This is a genomic window from Clostridia bacterium (genome assembly GCA_016887505.1).
Lineage (GTDB): Bacteria > Bacillota > TC1 > TC1 > UBA5767 > UBA5767.
In genome coordinates, this window is the sequence record CP069393.1 from 1,701,977 (window position 1) to 1,726,960 (window position 24,984).

20 protein-coding genes and 1 pseudogene are annotated in these 24,984 nt (G+C 43.0%); 5 read left to right on the forward strand and 16 right to left on the reverse strand.

The window, feature by feature from the left end:
* Positions 1 to 8: 8 nt before the first annotated feature.
* From secG to uvrA, 11 genes and pseudogenes are all read right to left on the reverse strand, one after another.
* Positions 9 to 233 (reverse strand): preprotein translocase subunit SecG, encoded by a 225-nt coding sequence (gene secG / locus JR334_08090; GenBank protein QRN84928.1) that lies wholly within the window; start codon positions 231 to 233, stop codon positions 9 to 11.
* Positions 234 to 329: 96 nt separating this feature from the next.
* A complete protein-coding gene (gene eno, locus JR334_08095; protein QRN84929.1) occupies positions 330 to 1,616 on the reverse strand; it encodes a phosphopyruvate hydratase in 1,287 nt (428 codons plus the stop codon).
* A gap of 85 nt (positions 1,617 to 1,701) precedes the next feature.
* Positions 1,702 to 3,225: a 2,3-bisphosphoglycerate-independent phosphoglycerate mutase gene (locus JR334_08100; GenBank protein QRN84930.1), complete on the reverse strand. Its 1,524-nt coding sequence runs from the start codon at positions 3,223 to 3,225 to the stop codon at positions 1,702 to 1,704.
* An 8-nt stretch (positions 3,226 to 3,233) separates the two neighbouring features.
* Positions 3,234 to 5,183, reverse strand: a pseudogene (locus JR334_08105) (triose-phosphate isomerase).
* Positions 5,184 to 5,251: 68 nt separating this feature from the next.
* The gene (gene gap, locus JR334_08110; protein ID QRN84931.1) at positions 5,252 to 6,256 is read right to left on the reverse strand and encodes a type I glyceraldehyde-3-phosphate dehydrogenase; all 1,005 of its coding nucleotides are present in this window, start codon (positions 6,254 to 6,256) and stop codon (positions 5,252 to 5,254) included.
* 92 nt (positions 6,257 to 6,348) lie between these two features.
* Positions 6,349 to 7,278 carry a DNA-binding protein WhiA gene (whiA, locus tag JR334_08115; GenBank protein QRN84932.1) on the reverse strand — a complete coding sequence of 310 codons (930 nt, stop codon included), beginning with the start codon at positions 7,276 to 7,278 and terminating at the stop codon, positions 6,349 to 6,351.
* 16 nt (positions 7,279 to 7,294) lie between these two features.
* The gene (gene rapZ / locus JR334_08120; protein ID QRN84933.1) at positions 7,295 to 8,173 is read right to left on the reverse strand and encodes an RNase adapter RapZ; all 879 of its coding nucleotides are present in this window, start codon (positions 8,171 to 8,173) and stop codon (positions 7,295 to 7,297) included.
* Between the two features lie 61 nt (positions 8,174 to 8,234).
* A complete protein-coding gene (locus JR334_08125; protein QRN84934.1) occupies positions 8,235 to 8,984 on the reverse strand; it encodes a phosphatase in 750 nt (249 codons plus the stop codon).
* Between the two features lies 1 nt (position 8,985).
* Positions 8,986 to 9,801, reverse strand: a complete 816-nt coding sequence (locus tag JR334_08130) for an HAD family phosphatase (GenBank protein QRN84935.1) — start codon at positions 9,799 to 9,801, stop codon at positions 8,986 to 8,988.
* A complete protein-coding gene (uvrC, locus tag JR334_08135; protein QRN86897.1) occupies positions 9,798 to 11,609 on the reverse strand; it encodes an excinuclease ABC subunit UvrC in 1,812 nt (603 codons plus the stop codon). Before uvrC ends, JR334_08130 begins: the two co-directional genes overlap by 4 nt.
* Positions 11,578 to 14,439 (reverse strand): excinuclease ABC subunit UvrA, encoded by a 2,862-nt coding sequence (gene uvrA, locus JR334_08140; GenBank protein ID QRN84936.1) that lies wholly within the window; start codon positions 14,437 to 14,439, stop codon positions 11,578 to 11,580. Before uvrA ends, uvrC begins: the two co-directional genes overlap by 32 nt.
* A 209-nt stretch (positions 14,440 to 14,648) precedes the next feature.
* On the opposite strand from uvrA, the gene JR334_08145 reads away from it, so the two are divergent.
* Both JR334_08145 and JR334_08150 read left to right on the forward strand, forming a co-directional pair.
* Positions 14,649 to 16,172, forward strand: a complete 1,524-nt coding sequence (locus JR334_08145) for a RecQ family ATP-dependent DNA helicase (protein ID QRN84937.1) — start codon at positions 14,649 to 14,651, stop codon at positions 16,170 to 16,172.
* Between the two features lies 1 nt (position 16,173).
* Positions 16,174 to 17,127 (forward strand): D-2-hydroxyacid dehydrogenase, encoded by a 954-nt coding sequence (locus JR334_08150; GenBank protein QRN84938.1) that lies wholly within the window; start codon positions 16,174 to 16,176, stop codon positions 17,125 to 17,127.
* Between the two features lie 210 nt (positions 17,128 to 17,337).
* Here the strand turns inward: JR334_08150 and JR334_08155 are convergent, their stop codons facing one another.
* On the reverse strand, positions 17,338 to 17,526 hold the full coding sequence (locus JR334_08155) for a helix-turn-helix transcriptional regulator (GenBank protein QRN84939.1): 189 nt from the start codon (positions 17,524 to 17,526) through the stop codon (positions 17,338 to 17,340).
* 139 nt (positions 17,527 to 17,665) lie between these two features.
* On the opposite strand from JR334_08155, the gene JR334_08160 reads away from it, so the two are divergent.
* Positions 17,666 to 18,169, forward strand: a complete 504-nt coding sequence (locus JR334_08160) for a helix-turn-helix transcriptional regulator (GenBank protein QRN84940.1) — start codon at positions 17,666 to 17,668, stop codon at positions 18,167 to 18,169.
* A 99-nt stretch (positions 18,170 to 18,268) separates the two neighbouring features.
* On the opposite strand, the gene cadA is transcribed toward JR334_08160, so the two are convergent.
* Together cadA and JR334_08170 are read right to left on the reverse strand one after the other, a co-directional pair.
* The gene (gene cadA, locus JR334_08165; GenBank protein QRN84941.1) at positions 18,269 to 20,344 is read right to left on the reverse strand and encodes a cadmium-translocating P-type ATPase; all 2,076 of its coding nucleotides are present in this window, start codon (positions 20,342 to 20,344) and stop codon (positions 18,269 to 18,271) included.
* Positions 20,341 to 20,703 (reverse strand): helix-turn-helix transcriptional regulator, encoded by a 363-nt coding sequence (locus tag JR334_08170; protein QRN84942.1) that lies wholly within the window; start codon positions 20,701 to 20,703, stop codon positions 20,341 to 20,343. Before JR334_08170 ends, cadA begins: the two co-directional genes overlap by 4 nt.
* 135 nt (positions 20,704 to 20,838) lie before the next feature.
* Between JR334_08170 and JR334_08175 the strand changes: the two genes are divergently transcribed.
* Positions 20,839 to 21,207, forward strand: coding sequence for a DUF3232 domain-containing protein (locus tag JR334_08175; protein ID QRN84943.1), 369 nt, complete (start codon positions 20,839 to 20,841; stop codon positions 21,205 to 21,207).
* A 265-nt stretch (positions 21,208 to 21,472) separates the two neighbouring features.
* Positions 21,473 to 21,934 (forward strand): GyrI-like domain-containing protein, encoded by a 462-nt coding sequence (locus tag JR334_08180; protein ID QRN84944.1) that lies wholly within the window; start codon positions 21,473 to 21,475, stop codon positions 21,932 to 21,934.
* 159 nt (positions 21,935 to 22,093) lie between these two features.
* Here the strand turns inward: JR334_08180 and JR334_08185 are convergent, their stop codons facing one another.
* Together JR334_08185 and glmS are read right to left on the reverse strand one after the other, a co-directional pair.
* Entirely contained in the window at positions 22,094 to 22,828 is a 735-nt protein-coding gene (locus tag JR334_08185) for a DUF429 domain-containing protein (protein ID QRN84945.1), read from the reverse strand.
* A 113-nt stretch (positions 22,829 to 22,941) separates the two neighbouring features.
* Complete coding sequence (gene glmS, locus JR334_08190; GenBank protein ID QRN84946.1) at positions 22,942 to 24,762, reverse strand: glutamine--fructose-6-phosphate transaminase (isomerizing); 1,821 nt, start codon at positions 24,760 to 24,762, stop codon at positions 22,942 to 22,944.
* Between the last annotated feature and the right edge of the window lie 222 nt (positions 24,763 to 24,984).

The window sequence follows — 24,984 nt, forward strand, 5'->3', positions numbered from 1 at the left end:
TCAATCAACTACCCTACAATGTAAAGAATCAGTGTAAACAATAAAAATCCGATTGCTGCCCCAGTTGAAAGCCTAGCCAACATTGCATCAATTCCCTTGTTTTTACCGAATATCTGATCCGCCCCACCATCAATCGTTCCCGAAAGACCTGCGCTCTTGCCCGGTTGCAACAACACGGTAACAATGAGCATCAGTGCTGCGATAAATTGCAATACAGTTAAAAATATGGTCATCACTTCACCTCCAACTACATATCAACAGTCCTATTTTAGCATAAAGCAATAAATAGCACAATAAAAAAGGGGGGCCGTTCAATTGCCCCCCCTAGATTAGCGCAAGTTGTAGAAGGTATCGTTGCCAGCAAATACGGCTACATCACCTAATTCATCTTCAATACGCAACAATTGGTTGTACTTCGCTACACGGTCCGATCTTGATGGAGCACCAGTCTTAATTTGTCCAGCGTTGGTTGCTACAGCAATATCAGCAATGGTAGTATCTTCCGTCTCACCAGAGCGGTGGGATATAACGGCAGTGTAACCAGCTTTTTGTGCCATTTCAATCGCGTTTAGAGTCTCGGTCAGCGTACCAATCTGGTTTACTTTCACCAAAATTGAGTTAGCAGCGCCAAGTTTAATACCTTTTGCCAAACGCTCAGTATTGGTAACAAACAAGTCATCACCAACAATCTGTAAACGGTCTCCCAATTTTTCTTTCATGTAAATGAATCCGTCCCAGTCTTCTTCAGCTAGGCCGTCTTCGATAGAAACGATGGGGTATTTTTCAATTAAATCAGCGTAATAATCAACCATCTCGGTAGATGTTAATTCTCTGTTTTCAGAAGCCAGGATATACAATTTTCTTTCAGCATCATAAAACTCAGAAGAAGCTGGGTCCATAGCAATACGGAAGTCTTCTCCAGGTTTGAAGCCGGCTTTTTCAATTGCCATTACAATGTATTTCAAGGCATCTTCATTTGACTTGAGGTCTGGTGCAAATCCACCTTCATCTCCAACTGCTGTATTCAGTCCTTCAGATTTAAGTACTTTTTTCAGATTATGGAATACTTCAGCACACATTCTTAGTCCTTCTGCAAAAGAAGTAGCGCCTACTGGCATAACCATGAATTCTTGAATATCTACATTGTTATCCGCGTGGGATCCGCCATTTAGAATATTCATCATTGGAACCGGAAGCTGCTTTCCATTCACACCACCAATATAACGGTACAGTGGCAAGTTCAAAGAAGCAGCAGTAGCTTTGGCCACAGCCAAAGATACACCTAAGATAGCATTGGCACCCAGTTTCGCTTTGTTGGGTGTACCATCAAGCTCTATCATCATCTGGTCAATACCGGCTTGGTCTTCAGAATCTAGTCCAATCAATTCCATTGCAATAATTTCATTTACATTATCTACTGCATCAAGAACGCCTTTGCCCAAGTAACGGTCAGCATCTCCATCACGCAATTCAACTGCTTCAAAAGCACCTGTAGATGCGCCAGACGGAACGCCTGCTCTGCCCATGGAACCATCTTCCAAATATACTTCAACCTCAACTGTTGGGTTACCCCTTGAGTCCAAAATCTCTCTTGCATAAACATCTGTAATAATCATTTTACTTCCTCCTTATATCTATTCATCTTTATAAACTTTTTCACTAATTGCAGTCTAACATAGCTTCCTAGTTTCGGCAAAGAAATCATTTTTTAATTAGAAGACTTTTTCCGGTCATCGCCTTCGGTTGTTTCACTTCAAGCACTTGAAGCATGGTTGGAGCAATATCTTCCAAGCATCCGTCGGCCAGCCTATAGTCTGCCATATCGCTAGATACCATCAGAAATGGTACCAAATTGGTAGTATGGGCTGTATGTGGCTTACCTGTTTCCTCATCGAGCATCATCTCGCAATTACCATGGTCTGCCGTTACAAAGATAACACCATCTTGAGATTTCACTGCTTCAACAACATTCTTTAAGCAAGCATCAATAATTTCTGCCGCCGTAATCGCAGCCTCCAATACACCTGTATGCCCCACCATATCCGGGTTTGCGAAGTTTAAGATAATCACATCATACATGTCCTTACCAATCGCTTCAACAACTTTTTCCGTAACCTCCAAGGCACTCATTTCAGGTTGCAAATCATAAGTCGCTACCTTTGGAGATGGAATTAGAATACGGTCTTCGCCTTGATTGGGTTCTTCCTTGCCCCCGTTAAAGAAGAAGGTTACGTGAGCATACTTCTCGGTTTCCGCAATCCGGAGTTGTCGCTTGCCCTCCCGAGCCAGAACTTCACCCAAGGTGTCTGTCAATTCCTCCGCAGGGAAGGCAATTTTAGCATCTAGCACTTCTTCATATTCCGTAAGACAGATATAGTTAATATTCAAAGGATCCTTCGAAAAGTCATCAAATCCTTCTTCAATGAATGCTCTGGTGATCTCACGGGCTCTATCAGCTCTAAAGTTACAGAATATGAGTGTATCGCCATCTCGGACTGTGCCGGCATCCCTTATTACAGTTGGAAGTACGAATTCATCGTTTTCACCGCGCTCGTAGGCCTTTTCAACTGCTTCCATGGCGCTTATGGCTTTTTCGCCTTCACCCTTCACCATGGCATTAAAGCCTTTCTCTACTCGGTCCCAACGTTTATCACGGTCCATAGTATAATACCGACCGCTTACTGTTGCAATTTCGCCCAATCCAATTTCTTGCATGGCCTCTTCCAATTGCTTCACATAAACCTTGGCTGAAGTAGGAGGAACATCGCGTCCATCCAGTAAGGCGTGTACAAATAATTGTTGAACACCTCTTTGTTTTGCCAATCGTATCATAGCAATTATTTGTAGGATATGGGAATGAACCCCTCCATCAGAGAGCAAGCCCATCAAATGAACACTTTTGCCTGCTTTTGCTGCTTTTTCCATACCTTCAACCAATACAGGATTTTCAAAAAAGTCCCCATCCTGAATGCTTTTGTTGATGCGAGTCAAATCTTGGTATACCTTGCGGCCAGCTCCAATATTCAGGTGGCCCACCTCAGAATTTCCCATCTGTCCTTCAGGTAAACCAACAGCTAGGCCAGAAGCTTCCAACCGGCACATCGGAGATTCTTCTAATAAAACATCCCAAAAGGGTGTCTCCGCCAGCAAAATTGCATTGGATTTTTTTTCTTCTCTCAAGCCCCAGCCATCGAGAATACATAGCATTACCGGTTTTTTACTCATAGACCCTCCTATTCAAAGTTCACCAGTCTTGCAAAGTCTTCCGCTTTAAGACTAGCACCACCTACCAGGGCTCCATCGATGTTTTCTCTCGCCATCAACTCATCAACGTTTCCTGGTTTCACACTGCCACCATACTGAATGCGCACTGCAGCTGCTACAGTATCATCATACAGTTCAGCAATCAATCCGCGAATAAATCCACACATTTCTTCCGCTTGATCACTAGTAGCCGTTTCTCCTGTACCGATAGCCCAAATGGGTTCATAGGCAACTACAATTTTTTTCATATCTTCAGCAGGAACATCCTTGAAATCACCTACCAACTGATTTTTTACAAAGTCTTTTTCTTCGCCTTTTTTTCTCGTCGCCAAGGACTCACCGCAACAGACAATCGGCGTCATATTGTGTTTGAAGGTAGTGAATATCTTTTCATTAATACTCGCATCCGTCTCGTTAAAGTACTCTCTTCTTTCCGAGTGGCCTAAAATTACATAGTCGACAGCCAAGGCTTCTAACATTAGGGGAGATATCTCTCCTGTATAGGCACCAGATTCTTTTTGGTGCATATTTTGTGCACCCAACTTAATATTTGTACCAGCAATGACTTTGCCTACAGCTTGTATTGCAACAAAAGGAACGCATAGGCATACTTCTGTGTCCGCCTTGCTGACGAGAGCCTTAATGCTCTCTGTCAGTTCCACGCCTTCTTCAACTGTTTTGTTCATTTTCCAGTTTCCTGCTATTATTGGTCTTCTCATTATTTCTCCTTATCTATCGCTAATGGCATCAATGCCCGGAAGAACCTTGCCTTCAAAGAATTCTAGGCTAGCGCCTCCACCTGTTGATATATGCGTCATTTTGTCTGCCAGCCCAGACATCTGAGCGGCTGCAGCCGAATCTCCACCACCAATGATGGTTACTGCATCGGTTTCCGCCATGGCACGTGCTACCCCAAAGGTTCCTTTGGAAAAATTCTCCATTTCGAATACGCCCATAGGACCATTCCAAATAATTGTCTTAGCTCCAGCGATCTCTTTTGCAAACATCTCCAGTGATTTAGGGCCAATATCCAGTCCCATTTGATCTACGGGTATACTATCCATATCCACTGTTTCAAAAGCTACATCATTGCTGAAGGCCGGCGCCACCACCACATCCTGAGGCAACAGCAGACGAATTTTCTTTTCTTCCGCTTTTCCTAGTAATTCACGTGCTAGGTCCAACTTATCCGCTTCCAAAAGGGAAGTGCCAATTTCCATTCCTTGGGCTTTAAGGAAGGTAAAGGCCATACCGCCCCCAATAATCAAGGCATCAACCTTATTTAAAAGGTTTTCAATAACGCCAATCTTATCCGAAACTTTAGCCCCTCCCAAGATAGCCACAAACGGGCGTTTGGGTTCTTCCATCACTTCGCCCATAATGTCTACTTCTTTTTTAACCAAATAACCTAATGCCGAAGGCAAGAGGCTTGCTACTCCAACGTTGGATGCATGGGCGCGGTGCGCCGTACCAAAGGCATCATTGACAAACAATTCGCCTAGGCTTGCCAATTCTTTCGCAAAGCCTTCTTCATTCTCAGTTTCTTCAATTCTAAAGCGAGTATTCTGTAGCAAGATCACCTGTCCATCTTTTAGTTCAGAAGACAGTTTTTTTGCCTGCGTACCGACAACATTGTCATCATCAGCAAACAAGACTTCCGATCCCAATAATTCGCTCAAACGTGCCGCCACCGGCGCTAGAGAAAAATCCTGATTGGCTTTACCCTTTGGACGTCCCAAGTGGGACATTAAAATAACCTTTGCATCATGGTTGCGTAAATAGTTGATGCTGGGTAGGGCTGCTCTTATACGAGCGTCATCCGTAATCGCGCCCTTTTCCATCGGAACATTGAAATCGCAACGAACCAATACGCGGCGACCCTGGACATCTAAGTCTTCAATTCCCTTCTTATTTCTCATATTTCCTCCGTAAACTGAAAAATGCGAGCCGCAAGGATCGCATTCTTCTTACCGCTTTTTCGTTCGAATTAAAGTCCTTTAGAATCAATGTAGGCTGCTAAGTCTACACAACGGGTCGCATAACCAGTTTCATTATCATACCAAGACAATACTTTGACCATATCGCCATCGATGGCCATGGTGGACAAGGCATCTACAGTAGATGAACTATCACAACCGTTAAAGTCTTTAGAAACTAAAGGCTCTTCGGTATAGGCTAGGATCCCAGCCAATGGACCTTCTGCTGCTTTTTTAAGCTCAGCGTTAATTTCTTCTACAGAAGCTTTCTTCTCTAGTTCCAGTACCAAGTCTACCAAAGAGACATTGGGGGTCGGAACACGAATGGCCATACCATTCAATTTTCCTTTTAGCTCAGGCAATACCAAAGATACAGCTGCTGCTGCGCCAGTAGTGGTCGGAATCATATTTTCTCCTGCCGCTCTAGCACGTCTCAAATCACTGTGGAATTGATCCAATATCTTTTGGTCGTTGGTATAAGAGTGAATGGTGGTCATCAATCCTCTCTTAATGCCAAAACTGTCGTTTAGAACCTTCGCTACTGGTGCAAGACAGTTGGTTGTACAAGAAGCATTAGAAATAATCACATGCTTATCTTTATCATACTTATCTTCGTTCACACCCATAACAATGGTAATGTCTTCGTTCTTTGCCGGAGCTGAGATAATAACTTTTTTTGCTCCGGCTTCGATATGTCCCATAGCAGCTTCCTTCGTACGGAAGAAACCAGTTGATTCGATGACAATCTCTGCACCAACTTCACCCCAACCCAAATTTTTCGGGTCACGTTCAGAAAATACCTTGATTTTCTTTCCATCAATTACTATATCGTTTCCATCCGCGGATACTTCACCTGCATATGTTCCATGGATACTATCGTACTTGAATAAATGAGCATTCGTTTTTGCATCCGTCAAATCGTTGATGGCAACCACCTCGACCTCAGGATTCTTAAGAGCCGCTCTCATTACCAGCCTACCAATCCTACCAAAACCATTAATACCAATTTTAACCATAACTTCCTCCTTCAAAAGAATATATAAAAGTGCAACACACAAATTTAAGCAAATTAATTAATCAAAAATTATCACAGCAAATTATACCCCATTTACTGCATTTTGTCTGCAATTTCCTCCAATTTTCTAAGCCTGTGGTTAATTGCCGATTTACTAATGGGGGGGTCCAACATTTCACCCAATTCTTTGAGAGAAGAGGATGGAAATTCCAAACGTAGCCGAGCTACCTCTTTTAATGTAGGCTTTAGTTTTTCAATACCCATCGTACGCTCGATAGCATGGATCGCTTCTAGCTGTCGCACACCCGTATTGACTACCTTGTTCAGATTAGCTGTCTCACAATTTACACCACGATTCACCCTATTTCTCAGGTCTTTCAAGATTCGGATATTTTCAAATTCAAGCAACTTCTTATAGGCCCCAATAACATTGAGAAAGGTTACAATATCTTCACTGCCTTTAAGGTAAACGATAAATCTCCCTTTTCGTTTATTAATCCTAGCCTCTAAATCAAAACGTTCCATGGTCTTTAGGATAAAATACGCATTTGAGGCATTGTGTGAAGTCAGTTCCAGATGGTAATCCCCTTCTGGGTTGCTGACTGACCCAGCTCCTAAAAAAGACCCACGTAAATAAGCACGGTAACAGCAGGTCCCATTAAACATATCTTCAAGATAATCGTCTTCCAAGCGCTCTTGGAAGGACAGTTTCAGCTCCCTCAGAACCAAATCCACATAGGACTTCCCGCGAATACGAATCGTATATTTATTGTTTTTCCGTAATCTTTTCTTTTGCCGCACCGATACTTCTACCGGTATATCGTATAAAGCACGCAACAGTTTAAATATTTTACGGGCAACAGCGGCATTCTCCGTTTCAAATTCCAGGAGATATTCTTCAGATAGGTTTTTCTTAACGACTCCATCGGAGCGAAAAAGTGCTAGTAATTCCGTGCGTTGGCAACACTCATTCTTCGGAATAATGCGCGACAGGTTGTTTTTTGTTTGTGATGAAAATGACATCCTGACCTCCTGTTGTCTATTGATATTTACTCAATTCTCTATGTTTGACGATTATTTCTACTCCTTCCGATTCTAAGCTATTCGCAACAGAATCGGCAATGGCCACACTCCGGTGCTGGCCACCGGTACAGCCAATGGAGATAACCAATTGTTTCTTGCCTTCACGTACATATTCTGGTATCAAAAAATCTAGCATCGAGCCCAAAATATCCAAAAAAGTCTTCGTCTCATCCAGGTTGACAACGTAATTACGCACAATGGCATCTTTGCCCGTCAAAGAGCGCATCTCGGGGTCATAGTATGGATTGGGCAAAAAGCGCACATCAAATACCAAGTCCGAATCTAGGGGCAGTCCATATTTAAAGCCAAAAGAGGCCACTGTTATCGTCATCTTTGACTCTTGATTTCCATATAGTTCATACAACAACGTCTTGAACTCTGCCACCTTCATATTAGAGGAGTCCACGATTCGGTCCGCTTGTTCCCGGATGGGACTTAGAATTATTCGTTCCTCGGCAATGGCTTCTAAAACACCTAGGTCCACTTGTAGCGGGTGCTTCCGGCGCGTTTCCTTATACCTTCTCATCAGGGTTGCATCATCTGCATCCATGTAAAGTACAGAGCAGTGTAGCCCTTTTTTCTTTAGATGAGCAAGGCTTTGCTCAATATCTTGCAAAAACTCTTTTCCTCTTGCATCTGCTGCGATTGCAACCTTGGGAAATAGATCAATGTCCTTGAGCAGTACATGATTAAACAAATCTTCAATCATGGAAAATGGATAGTTGTCAATGCAAAAATATCCCATATCCTCTAAGGCACGCATCGCTTGTGTCTTCCCAGCACCACTCATACCCGTCACTAGCACAAGCCTTGTTTGTTCTTTTTTCTCAACCATATCTCCCATCTCCTGTCACTGTTAACATATCCGTAGAATCCACTAATCTTGGCAATACCAACTATCCCATCAACTGTATCGCAGACCTTCTACATTCATTTCTCATTTCTAGAAAATTCTGCAAACAGGTTTCTCCTGAAGATACAACGAGTGAGGCCGGAATATTGCATTCGGCAAGCAACAACTTAGCTGCATCCAAGTTTCCCACTTGATCCATCCAGTGCGCATCACTGCCCACAGAAATTAGGGCTTTTTCTTCGCGACAAAGATTTAGTATTTCAATCATGTTTTTCTTAGAACCCGGCCGTACAGTACCTGCTAAAGATGAATTATTTACCTCAATGGCAACCCCATTATCCTTACAGGACCTGACTAGTCTTTCTGCATCTACCGGAAAATAAGGGTTCCCAGGATGACCTATAATATCAATCAGACCACTTTCAATAACAGCAATCAAGCGGTCTGTATTTAATGTAATATCGCCTTGGTCGATGGTTACATCATGTAAACTGGCAATGACCAATTCCAGGTGCCCCAATACTTCTGGTGGCAAATCTATCTGGCCTGCATCTCCTAGGATGTTGACCTCAGCGCCCCGTAAAATACGGACCCCCTCAATCTCCCGTGGTAATATGTTTTGGTTAACAAAATAGTAAATTGCTTGTGTCGCCCCTCGCATTGCTGGACCGTGATCCGTATTTGCCAGCATGCTTAGTCCTGCTTTTGCTCCTGCCTGAGCATTCTCTCGGATCGTAGAAAACGCATGACCGGATAAAAGCGTATGTGTGTGTAAATCTGCAATAAGTTGCATGTCAATCCTCCAAGACAAATTTCTCTATGGCTAGTCCTACACCATTATTTTTGTTACATTCTGTAACGAAATCCGATTTATCTTTGATTTCGCTATCTGCATTTCCCATGGCAACGCCGATTCCTGCATACTCCAGCATGGATAAGTCATTATGGTTGTCCCCGATACACATAATCTCTTCTTGTTGCACGCCAAATTCCTCTGCCACCCGTTTTACCCCAGTCGCCTTGGTAATTCCAGGGTGTGAAACTTCCAGAAAATGAGCGTTTGAGCGCACAATATACAATTCCTTGGGCCATACTTTCTCAATCCATCTTGCCATACTGTTGATCTCTTCTTCCTCTTTACTCTGAATGGTAATCTTCGTAAGCTCTTCATGAGCTTCAAAAAAAGCTTGCATATCTTGCTCCACATGGATAGGAACCGCCAACCGTTCTTGGTAACGAGCGGCTAGTTCCGTCAACTCAGCCACATGAATATCATCTTCAAGATAGTAATTGGCGTGGATCCCTCTCCTAGTCACTTCTTGATGAATGCGTTTCGCATATTCCATGGAAATCAGGTAATGCTCCAACTTTTTCTTGTTCTCAATATCGGTTATGTAGGCACCGTTAAAACAAATTAGCGGTGTGTCGAGGTCCAAGTCCCGTGCATATTTCACTGTGGTAGAATACATTCTGCCCGTTGCAATGACTACCTTGACCCCTCTTCTTCTTGCTCTGTCTATTGCATGGCGATCTTGCATACTAATCTTCAAATCGTCCTGTAAAAGAGTTCCGTCCAAATCAATTGCCACCATTTTTATTGTCGTTTTCATCCCAAATATTCCTTTACTTCCTCTGCTTTTTTCAAACTAATATGTAGCGTATCGGCAATTTCCTGTGCACTAGCCCGGCGTACACCTTTTGCTGAACCAAAGGTATTCAAGAGTTGTTTCTTCCTTTTTGGCCCAATGCCAGGCACCGAGTCCAAAATCGAAGTTACTGTTCTCTTGTCCCTTTTTTCCCGGTGAAAGGTGATGGCAAATCTATGTGCTTCGTCTCGGACACGTTGCACCAAGTAGAGGGCTTCTGAATCCCGTTCCAAGCGGATGGGCTCACTTTCACCTTCTCGAAATAAGAGCTCTTCCCTTTTAGCCAAGCCAAAGGTTGGAATAGACGAAAAACCATATTCTTTCAGAATCGCTCTAGCTGAAGACAGTTGGCCTTTACCTCCATCAATGATGATTAGGTCTGGTATCTTCTCAAAGCCAGGCTTTTCTTCCTTGGCACCGCGAAAGCGTCTACTTAAAACTTCCTGCATCGATGCAAAGTCATTTGGCCCCTCTACCGTGCGGATGGTAAAACGCCTATACTCACTATTCGCTGCTTTCCCATCTAGAAATACCACCATGGAAGCCACTGTATTACTTCCCTGAATATTGGAAATATCATAGCATTCAATCCGGTGCGGCGGAGATGGAAGTGACAAAGCCTTTCCTAAATCAGACAGGGCAGCCTCGCTCAATTCCTTCTTCTTTTTCTGAAGCATATTATCAAGATAGGTTAACTTGGCATTTTCCTTGACCATATGCACCAATCGTTTGGCTTCACCACGCTGAGGCCAAAAAAGTTCTACCTTCTTGCCTCGCCTCTCTTTCAGCCATTGCTCCAATGATTCTTGTTCCTCTGGCAAAACATCCACTACTATACGCGCGGGAATTTCTTTACCAACCAAATAATACTGTTTTAGAAAAGCGGCCATAACAGCAGCCTCCTCCTGTTCACCAGTATTGTCCATTTCGAAGGTTTCCCGATTGATAACCTTGCCATTTCTTACGAAAAAGAGTTGGACCACAGCCCGGTTTTCACCAGCATGTATGGCAATCACGTCTTGGTCTTCCTTTTTTTCCATAATAACCTTCTGTTTTTCGCCAATGTTCTTCAAAGCCTTGATTTGATCGCGAATCCGAGCTGCCTTTTCAAAGGCCAAACCCTCTGCAGCTGCTTGCATTTCCCGGTTCAAAAGGCGAATAAGTTCATTGGTATTGCCCTCTAAAAGTAAGATGGCTTCCTTAACTTGCTTTGCATACTCTTCCTTAGAAATTTTACCCATGCAAGGCGCATCACACCGTTTAATCTGATAATTGAGACACGGTCTCTTGCGATTCTTAAACTTCTGATTGCCACAAGAGCGAAGTGAAAACAACTCACGGATAAGGCTTAGAACCTCATGCATAGCACCCGCACTAGTATAGGGACCAAAGTACCGCGATCCATCCGTGCCCCGGCGCCGAACCACCAAGACTCTTGGAAAGTCTTCACCAATGGTTACTTTGATATAGGGATAATGCTTGTCGTCCACCAATCGAATATTGTATTTTGGACGATACTCCTTAATCAGATTACACTCCAAAACCAGAGCTTCCGTCTCGCTTTCCGTCACAATCCATTCCAAATCACGGATTTGCGAGACCATAATCGCCGTCTTAGGGCGATCAACCTTATCCCTAAAATAGCTTCTAACCCGGTTCTTTAAGTTCTTCGCTTTACCCACATAAATAACTTGGTTGGATTCGCCTCGCATCAGGTAGACTCCTGGTGATTTGGGCAGTCTATGGAGTTTCTTCTCTATGTTCTTTCCAATAGCCAATCCAGTTCACCTCGAAAACTTTCTTTAAATACTGGCCTGTGTAAGATTCCGGTACTTGAGCCACCTCTTCGGGTGCTCCCAAGGCAACTACCTGCCCTCCTCCGGTTCCCCCATCAGGACCTAGGTCAATAATATAGTCGGCTGTCTTTATGACATCTAAGTTGTGTTCTATTACCAATATCGTGTTTCCGGCATCTGCCAATCGGCTTAAAACCTCAAGTAACTTACGGATATCATCTATGTGTAGCCCAGTGGTGGGTTCATCCAGAATATAGAGCGTTTTGCCAGTACTTTTCTTGGAAAGTTCAGTTGCCAGTTTAACGCGTTGAGCTTCTCCACCGGAAAGAGTAGTCGCCGGTTGCCCCAAGCGAATATAACTTAGTCCCACATCTATCAGGGTCTTCAATTTTCTCTCAATTCTAGGAATATTCTCGAAAAACGCGTACGCCTCTTCTACTGTCATATCCAAGACGTCTGCAATGGTTTTCCCCTTATACTTTACTTCTAATGTTTCCCGATTATAGCGCTTGCCACCACAGACCTCGCAAGGAACATAGACATCTGGTAGAAAGTGCATTTCTATCTTAATGATGCCATCTCCCTTACAAGCTTCGCAACGCCCACCCTTAACATTAAAGCTGAAGCGGCCCGGTTTATATCCCCTAATTTTACTTTCTTTGGTTCTTGCAAACGTTTCACGAATAATATCAAAGGTTCCTGTATAGGTTGCTGGGTTGGAACGCGGTGTACGCCCGATGGGACTTTGGTCAATATTGACCACCTTGTCGATATATTCTAATCCCTCAATCCGTTCGTGTTTCCCTGGGATAACTCGACTACCAAGTAGCGATTTTTTTAGGCTCTTGAATAGTATCTCATTAACCAGGCTGGACTTACCTGACCCGGATACCCCGGTCACACAATTGAATACGCCTAGTGGTATGGAGACATCTATGTTTTGTAGATTATTCTCAGAAGCCCCCACAATTTTTAAAAACTTGCGATTCCCTATGCGTCGACTAGTAGGAATATTCACGGTCTTTCTCCCGGATAAATAATCTCCTGTCAAGGACTCCTTATTGTCGGCTACCTGTTCTGGGGTTCCATAGGCTACTACTTCCCCCCCATGTTCACCCGCTCCAGGTCCAATATCAATCAGCCAGTCAGCTTCAAGCATAGTTTCTTCATCGTGTTCCACAACAATTAGAGTATTTCCTAAATCTCTTAGTCTCTTCAAGGTCGCAATCAATCTGGCATTGTCTTTCTGATGCAAGCCGATACTAGGTTCATCCAAAATGTACAATACGCCCACTAGACTCGAACCAATCTGGGTAGCCAATCGTATGCGTTGGGCTTCTCCTCCAGACAAGGTACCTGCCGTTCGAGATAAGGTTAGATAGGACAAGCCAACATTATCCAAAAATAGCAGTCTCTCCCTTATTTCCTTCAAGATCTGAACCGCAATCATCTGATCACGCTCATTGAGCTCAAGCTCCTTGAAAAATTTGATGGCTTCCACAATGGACAAATCACTCACTTGAGCAATATTTTTTTCACCCACCAATACACCTAGGACCTCATCTTTCAGCCTGCTACCTTTGCAATCTGGGCAAGCATGAAAGGACATGAAACTTTCGGTCCACTTTCTAGAAAGTTCTGAGCTTGTTTCCTGGTGACGTCGCTTCAAATTATTGAAGACACCCTCAAATCGAGTATCCCAGTCTTGTTTCTTACCATACTTAGAATTGATGTATTCAACATGAATTTTTTCACGACCAGTACCATGAAAAATTTTCTTCTTAACTTCGAGTGGTATATCTTTAAATGGAGTGTCAACGGTAACCCCATAATGGTTCACCACCGCTTTCAACATTGCTGGGTAATAGTTGGAATGCTCCCCTGCAAAAGGAAGTACCGCACCTTCTGCAATACTCAATTCTGGATTGGGCACCACCAGTTCCTCTGACACTTCCATCTTATAACCAATACCATGGCAAGTTGGGCAAGCACCATAGGGACTATTAAACGAAAAGGACCTTGGTGCTATCTCAGATACTGAAATATCACAATCCGGACAAGCAAACTTCTCGCTCATCAAGAGGTCTCCGCTATCAGTATCAACAATAATGGTTCCTTCTCCAATGGCTAGCGCGGTTTCCACCGAATCAGCAAGACGTGAGGTGATGCCATCTCGCACAATCAATCGGTCAACGATAATCTCGATGGTATGTTTCTTGTTTTTTTCCAGTGTTATTTCTTCTTCTAAGAGACGCATTTCTCCGTCTACTCGTACCCGAATATAGCCTTCCCGCTTAATATTTTCAAATACCTTGATATGTTCCCCTTTTCTTCCTTTAATAACAGGGGCTAAGACCTGGATTTTTGATCCCTCAGGTAATGACAAGATCTTCTCTACCATCTGCTGAGCAGACTGGCTTGAAATTGGCTTACCACATTTGGGACAATGCACTACGCCAATGCGAGCATACAGCAGCCTCATATAGTCATAAATCTCCGTCACCGTTCCCACCGTAGAACGGGGGTTCCGGCTAGTGGTTTTCTGATCTATGGAAATAGCTGGCGACAAGCCTTCGATATAATCTACATCCGGTTTATCCATCTGTCCCAAAAACTGTCTCGCGTAAGAAGAGAGCGATTCAACATAGCGGCGTTGCCCTTCAGCATAGATGGTATCAAAAGCCAAGGAAGATTTACCTGACCCCGACAAGCCGGTGATGACCACCAATTTTTCTCTTGGAATTTCAACGTCTATATTTTTTAAGTTATGGGCTCTTGCGCCCTTGATCACGATATTTTTTTGCATAATTCCTCCATGTGAGTATCTCACTGAAAAACATTATACACCAGGGAACGTGGTAGACCAAATTTCCTAGTGAACATTTGTTCTATTATATCATATGATGAGCCTTTTCATCGTAAACGCCCACTATAGATTCGCTAGCACCGTAAAAGTCCAGAACATTGGTCTCTTAGAATATTCTTTCTGTGCTAAAATATATGGGAGGTCAGGATATGGATACGATAACAAATTTACTGCAAGAAACTTTTAATCATTCTTCATTCAAACCACAGCAACAAGCCATCGTGGAAACCATCTTGGATGGGCAGGATTTATTGGCTGTTTTACCTACTGGCGGTGGAAAATCTTTGTGCTACCAGCTGCCCGCGCTTTTGTTGCCGGGACTAACACTAGTCGTCTCTCCGTTAGTTTCTCTAATGAAAGACCAAGTGGACGATCTGAAGCAACGAAATATTGCAGCAGAATGGATTAATAGTACTCTTACACCAAAGCAGCTAAGAGAAAAGCTTGCCGCAATTGCAGGCGGGGGGTGCAAGCTACTTTATGTTGCCCCGGAACGCTTTAAGTCTGATGATTTTGTTTTTTTGATCAACAATTTAGGTGTTTCCCTAATTGCTGTCGACGAAGCACACTGCATCTCATCTTGGGGACATGACTTCCGCCCAAGCTATAAAAAGCTGGGTAAATTTTTAGAGCAGCTTAATAACAGACCACCCATTGCCGCCTTCACGGCTACGGCCACGCCCCAGGTTAAGGAGGACATTGAACATCTTCTCCACTTACAAAAGCCAACCGTTTTCCAATCTACCTTTGACCGGCCCAACCTCTACTTCCAAGTTGAAAAGCCAATGGATAAGAAGCGTTGGCTTCTAGACCATCTGCCGGAACTAAAAGGTAGCTCGATAATATATTGCGCGACTAGAAAAGACGTGGAAACCTTGACAAACTTGCTTCAAAAAGCTGGCGTAAACCCACTTTGCTATCATGCTGGACTAGCAAAAAAGCTCAGGAATCAGGCACAAGATGAATTTCAGCAGCGTGATGATGCCCTGCTCATAGCCACCAATGCTTTTGGCATGGGAATAGATAAAGAGAATGTTCGATGCATCATCCACTACCAAATGCCCGCTGACCTTGAGTCCTATTACCAAGAAGTTGGAAGAGCCGGGCGGGATGGCAAAGCATCACGTTGTATTTTGCTATTCGGGCCTGGCGATGTATCCCTACAACGCCAAATGATTTTCGGACGACCTAGTTATTATGGAGGTAACCGGGTGAATCGTTTAGTAAAACTGGACGCGATGCTGCAGTATGTCTTCAGCAAGACTTGCCTTAGACAAAACATACTATCCTACTTCCAAGAATCCACAACACCTTGTGGTTACTGCCAGCGTTGCTCTAAAGAGACTCACCTCCGGGATGCGACACGTGAAGCTCAGATTCTTTTGTCTACCCTGCACTATATCGAAGGTATTGCTCCTGCTGGATTGATTCCAGCCATAGTACGAGGATCTAAGAAAAAAGATATCCGAGAAAAAAAGTTGGACCAGCTTTCAACCTATGGACTCCTAAAAGATTTTTCGGAACGTGATTTGCAACTCATCATGCTCGACCTGCTAGCCCAAGGCTATCTTAAAAAGACCAACATTAAATTTGCAACCACCTTTATCACCCCCCTGGGGGTGGAACTGCTAAAAGGCAATCAAATATTTCAAACTATGGTAGGAGGAGAATAAAATGAAATTATGTTTTCTAGATGGAGACTCACTAGGTACCGGACTGGACCTGAATATATTTTCTAAGTACGGGACCTTTACCAACTACGAGACTAGCAAGCCAGAACAAGTTGCTGAGCGCATCAAAGACTGTACGATTGTATTAACCAACAAAGTGGTTCTTACAAAAGAAGATTTATCCGGAAGCAAGGTTGAGCTCATCGCCATATCTGCAACCGGTGCCAATGTCGTAGACTTAGACTACTGTTCTAGCAACAATATCGCGGTCTGTAATGTAGCGGGTTATTCCACGCACAGTGTTGCCCAGCACACCATAGCCATGGTGCTTAGCCTACTTGAAAACCTGAGTTACTATGACAAATATACCAAATCCAAAGAATATCTAAACAATCTTTGGGCAACGCATCTAAAATACCCCTATTATGAAATGGAGGGTAAAAACTGGGGCATCATTGGACTGGGAAACATCGGACAAGAGGTTGCAAAAATTGCCCAAGCGTTCGGCGCCAAGGTGAGTTACTACTCTACCACAGGTAAAAACCACAATCCGCAATACAACCGTCTATCTTTAGAAGAGTTGTTGAATGTAAGTGACATCATATCCCTACACGCTCCACTCAGCCCCGAAACCCATCACCTTCTGGGATACGAACAGCTTTGTTTGTTAAAATCCCAAGCCTTGGTCTGCAACGTATCTCGAGGAGCGCTAGTCGATGAAGAGGCGATGGCTAGGGCCCTAAATGAAAATCGGTTGCGGGGATTTGCGACCGATGTATATAGTGTGGAACCACCGGCACCAGATTTTCCTTTATACTCAGTGAAGCACCCTGAAAAGTTGTTGATGACACCCCACATGGCTTTTTGCAGTACTGAAGCTAGGACTACTCTTTTAAAAGAAATGGATGAAAATATCCAAGCCTTTTTACAAGGAAAATCTAGAAATCGATTGGTATAGGGAGTTGGCGCCCAATTGAATTTTTGATTTTACAAAAAAAATGGAGTTTTAGGCAGGAAAAAGAAATTATAAGTGGAATATAAGTTAATAGATAATAAGTAATCTACCTATCTACTCCTTTTTCTATCAAATCCACCATCCCTTTGGTGGATTTACTCCTTTATAGGAGTAATAACAAAAAAAAGTCAGGTTTTCCTGACTTTTTTGTTGCTACTCTATTTCAAACAACTCTTCCACAGTAGTTTCAAGGATTCCCGCCAATTTGATTGCTATATCCACCTTTGGCAGACGAGCCCTCTTTTCGATGCGAAGATACACGGTACGACCAATTCCCAATCGCTCTGCCATCTGCTGTTGACTCATGCCTAACTCTTTTCTCCTGATTCTAATTTTATTCATTTCAAAATTCACCCCCAGATAGTACGTGCTTATTTTACACATAATTTTCTATTTTCCCCTATATTCGTTAGTATTTTGCACATTTACAACGCTCATATTGCTCCTACCAATACAAGGGGATATCCTTCTGTCAAAGGAGGTGTGTATTATTAGCACAAATAAAAAAATCCAAGAGCTGAGACGACTACACAAACTCACCCAACAGGAATTAGCTGATCGACTACATACCTCGCGCAGTACCATAGCCAATTGGGAAACAGGACGGTCACTGCCAAACCTCGAGGCCCTAGATAAACTTTCTTGTTTTTTTGAGAAAAAGCCGGGCTACTTTTTAGAGAAGAATGATAAGCCAATGGATTTGCTGTATTGGACAGTACCTGACAATTCCTTGTTAGCCATGCATATCCTGGCTGGCGACCAGTTAACCTTCAAGCGATTCAGCTTTCCAAGGGATGGCGACATCATGTTGCTCCAGAATATGGACCACCCCCAAAAACGATATGCAGCTCTTATTGAACGATATGATGATGCCTACTTCTATCGTATGACTATGGAGAAAAGAATTCCTCTACATGAAAAAATAGAGCCTTTGGGATATTGCATCGAACTAAAGAGAAAGATGCAAAAACCGGAGGAATCATAATGCCTCCGGTTTAAAATACCCGTTATTGTATTGTTTATGCACACAACAAGGGGAGTCCTCACTCTTTTACCACAATATCAAATCTGAAAGCGTTTAGACTTACTTCAGTAATCGCATGCTGTTTATAACAGCAAGTAGGGTTACACCTACATCAGCAAAGACCGCCATCCAAAGATCAGCTAAACCAACTAATCCCAACAACATAACCAATACCTTGAGTCCTATCGCCATTACAATATTCTGCCGGATAACCCGCATGGAGCGTTTCGCCAGTTGGAGTGCTTTCGGTACATCATCTAGTCTATCTCGCATCACCACAAGGCCCGCTGCCTCAATGGCCAGGTCTGATCCCTTTATACCCATGGCTATGCCAACATCAGCAGCTACAAGTGATGGAGCGTCGTTGATGCCGTCTCCTACAAAAGCAAGTTTGCCCTCACTGCCCACCTGCTTTTCCAACCATGCTAATTTGTCTTCCGGTTTCATATTGGCTTCATATTCATCAAGCCCCAGGGCATCTGCTACCGTTTTGGCATGTATCTCATTGTCACCCGTTAACATTACCATGGAATGAACGTTTGCTTTTCGCAGTGCTACTATGCTTTCAGCTGCACCCTTTTTCAACTCGTCTTGCATGAGAATCCTACCTACGTATTCCCCATCACGCGCAGCATAGACATAGGTACCGTTTTGGTCCAACGCTGGTACTGGAATCTTATTATCAATGAGCCAGTCCAGATTACCAACCAATATCTGCTCCGCTTTATGACTAGCCGCCAGACCTTTTCCTGGAATTTCACGAAGGTCTTTAATATCCAGATAATCTTGCCTACTCTCTTTTGCCTGCCCTTCCTGCATGATGGAACGAGCCAATGGATGATTGCTGTGTCGTTCAAGAGACCGAATCAAAAGAAGCAAGTCGTCCGGACTCCCGGTGTGATTCTCAACCGCTTTTAGTTGAAAATCCCCCACCGTAAGAGTATTGGTCTTATCGAAAGCAATCCGTTTGACCTGGCTCAACTGTTCTATGGTGTCCGGATCTTTCACGAGTAGGTAGTTTTTGGAAAATCCACCCATCCCTGCAAAAAATCCCAACGGTACAGAAACAACCAAGGCACAGGGGCAAGATACCACCAAAAAGATAAGTGCTCGATATATATAGGTCGAAAAATCCCCACCCAGAAGCGTAGGTATGGTTACTGTCAAAACAGCTAAAAGCACAACCACCTTGGTATAGACGCGAGAGAATCTACTAATAAATCGTTCTGTGGGCGGTTTTTTGCCCTTCGCTTCTTGCATCAGTCGCATGACTCTCGCCATGCCGGAGTCATGATACCGCTTTGATACACGAATCTTAATGACAGCATCTAAGTTAATCGCACCAGCGATTATCTCATCTCCTTCTTCCAAAGATATGGGCATACTTTCTCCACTGATTGCTGCATTGTTCACGCTAGATAAACCTTGGATTAACCTTCCGTCCAATGGTACTTCCTCACCAGGACGAACTAGAATTTCCTCGCCGATAGATACTTCTATAGGATTTTCTTCTACAATCTTGTTTCCACGCAGCACGTGAGCCAAGGGTACTTTTCGATTCATCAAGTTTTTAATGGAGTCTTTAGATCGTTCTAAAGCCTTATCCTGTAAGTATTCTCCAATCTGGTAAAACACCATCACGGCAACCGCCTCTTGATACTCCTGGATGGCAAAAGCTCCTAGAGTTGCTAAACTCATCAGAAAATACTCATGGAAAAAATCTCTCTGACGGATTCTGTCTAGTGCTCTCCAGATAATATCTCCACCCGCTAGAATATACGAAACTAGAAATGCCACTACAGCCATACCACCATCAAGTAAAAAACTACCCACAAGCAACAGTAGGACAGACGTGATCACTCTCGGCAACAAGTAATTTAAGCGGCGCCAGACCGCTATAGGGGGCGTTTCTTCTTCCGAAGATTGCTCTTCTACCAAAGCAAAACCCGACTCATAGCGTTTGCCCGTAGCCTTAATGACTTCAAGCATCGATCCCGTATCTCCGTCAAACTCAATATCTATTAGATTATTCAGCGTATCTACTTTTACATAGTGGACTTGGTCCATCTGTTCTAGCTCCCATTCCATATCTAAGGCGCAGCTAGCACAACTCATATCCTTATAATATATTTTCATCGTTCTTCTCCAATATGTTCCATGCCCACCGCAACCAAGGTCTGCACATGGTCATCGTCAAGTCGGTAGTATACACTACGTCCCTCTTTACGATAGCGGACTAGCCGATGTGCCTTTAGCACTCTAAGTTGCTGTGAGACAGCAGATTGCTTCATGGAAAGCAATTGCATAAGTTCACAAACACATAGCTCATGCTCGGTTAATGCGGATAGAATCCGCATCCGTGATACATCTCCTAAGACTTTAAATAGTTCGCTCAGTCTTTGTAAAGAATCCAAATCCGGTTGGCTTTTCTGCAATGTAGACAGCAAATCCTCATTTATGCATGTTTCTGTACAGCAAGGTACTTGTTTATCCATTCTATCCTCCTTATAACTAATATTAATATATGAATACGTATTCATATATTAATATTACTGGAGTGATTTGTCAACATTTTGACAAGTATGCTCAATCTAAGTATGATAAGCAAAGAAACTCAAAGGAGGATAATCATGTCATACGAAAAAATTGAAAAAATGAAAGTCGTTTTTCAAACAAACCAAGAAAAATCCATGCGAATAAAATATGTTGGTGATGCTTGTACTAGTTATATGAAAACCGTGGCAGACATTGAAAATGCCTATTCTTCCCTCAGCCTGCAACTTTTAAAAACAGAATTGAAACCGTTCCGAGAAGAATTAGACAAAAATCGTTTCATGGCCTTAAATAACGTTAAAGAAGCTGTAGACTATGTGAATAAGCTAGCAAAAGAAAATGATATGGACTTGGTTTATGAGGATGATTTAAATGACTCTAAAAAACTAGAAGAATATGCCTTTGGTCTATTCCAGAGCTACTACAAACAACGTCCCAGTAAATAACCTGACCTTTTTGTAAGAGCACTTTTAAACTCAAGTATCCAACCTAAATTAATCAATTCAACTATAAATGCATGACCTAGATAGCTTCAAGATCTAGGTCATGCATTTTTGCACCCACTAATTTTTAAGTTCCCATATTTAATAAACCAAGCAAGTATCACTCAAATCCATTCCTAAAAACCTACGCTCCCAATTCTCATTTATTTCGTTCAGTGATATTATTATATTAGCTAGTAAATCCAAAATAAGAAATGAGGGAAACTCTATGGACTACAAAATCCAAATTGTGGAAACGGATGCTCAACCTGTGCTTTCTATTCGGACTAGAAGTAGCGTGGCAGATTTACCAAAGAGAATTGGCTCTAGTTACCAAGCTATTTTGGAGTACATGACCCCCCTTGGAATTCAAGCAAGTGGTATGCCCTTCGTCGCTTATTATAATTTAGACATGGAGGATTTAGATGTTGAAATCGGCTTTCCTGTAAGTGAAATAGTAGACGGACAAGGCGATATTCAGTGCAGTGAAATTCCTAGTGGTAAAAAAATCACCTGTATGCATCAAGGTTCCTACCAAGAATTACCAGAAACCTATCATGCCATAATTGACCATATTGGCACTAAAAAGCTAGAACCCTCAGGTGTAGTATATGAACACTATTTCAATGCACCGGACAAGGTACCAGAAGAGGAACTATTGACAGAAGTCGTTTTTCTCTTAAATGACTAGATAGACCCAAAATAATATAGGGGGAGAACCTAGATACAACCTAGGTTCTCCCCCTTCACTCTTGTCTCTTTTTAGGAAATGTTGGATGTGCCATTCCATCTTATCTCAAGTTGGTAATTATGTAGTTTTCTTTTCTACATGATCCGTCAATAATACTTTTTATGAAGTTTTGTGAAACCAAATCCAGCCCTCTTTGGCAACCAACTGTCTATTTTCCGGCATGTACACTTGGCCTTTTAGAAAGTCCAATCCTCCTAGCACACATATTGCACTATCCAAAACATCTGCATTGGCAATCAGGGTCGTCTCCAAGGCTGGTTCTACCTCCAAATGTTCTTTCAGATCCTGCAATATCTTTTTCCTTAGATGCTTTTTATCTCCATCCTTATAACCCGAATAAATCATACCGTAGGTTTTCATAGTTGCTGCAGGATACACTTCTATTGCAGAGACTGGTTGAAGATGCCCTGGTTTCCAAGCCATCTCCAGTTCGATACCCCGCATTTCCCTCAGCTCTCCTATTAGTGCTAAGGCAGTATGCGCAGTACGAGCAATCCGGTCCGCTCCAACATCTAGCGGGTTTTTCCCTATTATTTCTTTTACATATTTATCCGTCATCCTGCGAAAAAGCATATTCGGTTCTACAGGTATTGGCTCACCCGCTAGATGCTTTTGCAATTCTTCTCCTAGATGAGCCGGCCAGCCTAGTGGTGCATCTAGTGCTAGCAAAACTGTTTCATCCTTCGTAAACCAGTCTGAAATAATTTCGGCTACGCTCATAACCCCTTTGCCTGTTCGAGCTTCCTTGAGAAAACATCTCCCATTTTCATAAGTTGCCAAAGATAAACCAGTTTTCATTTTTTGGGTAGCACAATCCACACCAATAATTTTCATACCGTTCCCCTTCATCCTTGAAAGCAAGTCCCATATATTAAAAATGGAATCCAGAAGCAGTAAAGACTGTCTGAATTCCATTGGTTTACGCCTTATTTCCTTACATTCATCGATTATTCCACCGTTACACTCTTCGCCAGGTTTCTAGGCTTATCTACATCATTACCCCTAGCCACTGATACATAGTAGGCGAGCAATTGAAGCGGTACAACCGTCACTACCGGTGCTAGTATTTCTTGAGTAGTAGGCAAAACGAATAGTCCATCACTCGCAGCTTCCATACTCTCGCAACCCTCGAAACATAGAGAGTATACACTTGCTCCTCTAGCTTTAATCTCTTTAATATTGCTGATTGTTTTCTCCCTCAGATGACTCTGGGTAGAAATCGCAATCACCGGTGTTCCTTCTTCGATAAGAGCCAAGGTCCCGTGTTTCAGTTCTCCAGCTGCATATGCCTCAGCATGGATATAAGATATTTCCTTCAACTTCAAAGCCCCTTCTAAAGAAGCGGTGAAGTCTACTCCCCTACCGATAAAGAATACGTGTTCGCTATCTTTGATCTCTGCAGCCATAGCAATCAGTTCATCCTTGCGCTCAAGTATTTTCTGAATTTGGTCTGGCAGTTTTCGTATTCCTCGGACCATTTCTCCGATTTTTTCTTCACTGATACTACCTATAATTCGACCCAAGTGCAAGGTCAGAAGGTAAATCGCTATCAACTGAGTCACATAGGCTTTCGTCGAAGCAACCGCAATTTCCGGTCCAGCCTGAGTGTAAATAACCTCATCCGATTCTCTTGCAATGGAAGAACCAACAACATTGGTAATGGATATAACCTTGGCGCCACGGCTTCTTGCTTCTTTTAGGCCTGCCAAAGTATCTGCGGTTTCGCCCGATTGGCTAATAATAAGAGCCAAGGTGTTTTCGTCCACAATCGGATCCATGTAGCGGAATTCACTGGCCACATCAACGGAAACCGGTATCCTTAGTATTTTTTCAATTAAGGTTCGTCCTACTCTGCCAGCATAACTTGCCGTGCCACAGGCAATCACGACTACCTTGTTTATCTTCTTCAGCTCCTCAGCCGTAATGGATAAGTTGAGCTTGACCAAATCTCCATCCAATCGTCCAGCCAAGGTTTTTCTAATTGCTTCCGGCTGTTCGAAGATTTCTTTAAGCATAAAATGAGGGAAGCCACCCTTTTCTGCTGCCTCCATATCCCAATCTACCTTAGTAATTGGTTTATTGATCAAATCGCCTTCTGCACTATATACTTTGATGCCCTCGCTCGTTATGACAGCCATCTCACCGTCTTCGAACACCATTATGTCCTTGGTATACTTCAATACCGCAGGAATATCTGAGGCCACAAAACATTCATGTTCTCCAATTCCAACAATCAACGGAGAATCTTTCCTTACTGTAATCATGGTGTCTGAATCTTCAGAAGACATGGCACAGATGGCATAGGAACCATCCAGCTGGGCTACAGTCGTCCTCATAGCCTCTTTAAAATCTCCTTGGTAGTTTTCTTCTAATAAATGCGGAATTACTTCTGTATCCGTCTCGGAAGAAAATTCATGACCCTTCTCTATAAGCATCTTCTTCAATTCTTGGTAGTTCTCAATAATACCGTTGTGGACCACCGCAAAACGGGTCGTGCTTCCATTATGGGGATGGGAGTTCTCATCCGAGGGTTTCCCATGAGTTGCCCATCTTGTATGCCCAATGCCCATTGTACCGTTAAAATCCTCATCTGCTATGGCATTCTTGAGACAATCTAGCCGGCCCTTTTTCTTTCCTGTCTTCAGACCGTCTCTTTGCATAACCGCGATACCAGCTGAATCATAACCACGGTACTCTAACTTTTCCAATCCCTGCAACAAAACTTCTTGGGCCGATCTCGAGCCCAAATAGCCTACAATACCACACATATATCCTCCTAGTTTTTTGCAGGTGCTGACAACTTTCCTTTTGTTAACCAATTCCTTGGCATTTTTTGAAAAGTCTCCGACTACAGCAAGCCGATAGGGCATCCGCCGAATATTCGATAACCCTACTCCTCGTCACCCACATGGGGTCTGGCGCTACCTTGCGGTTTCATTTATTCTACCTGCAATTTGACTTCATTCTACCACATTCCTGAACCATAAGAA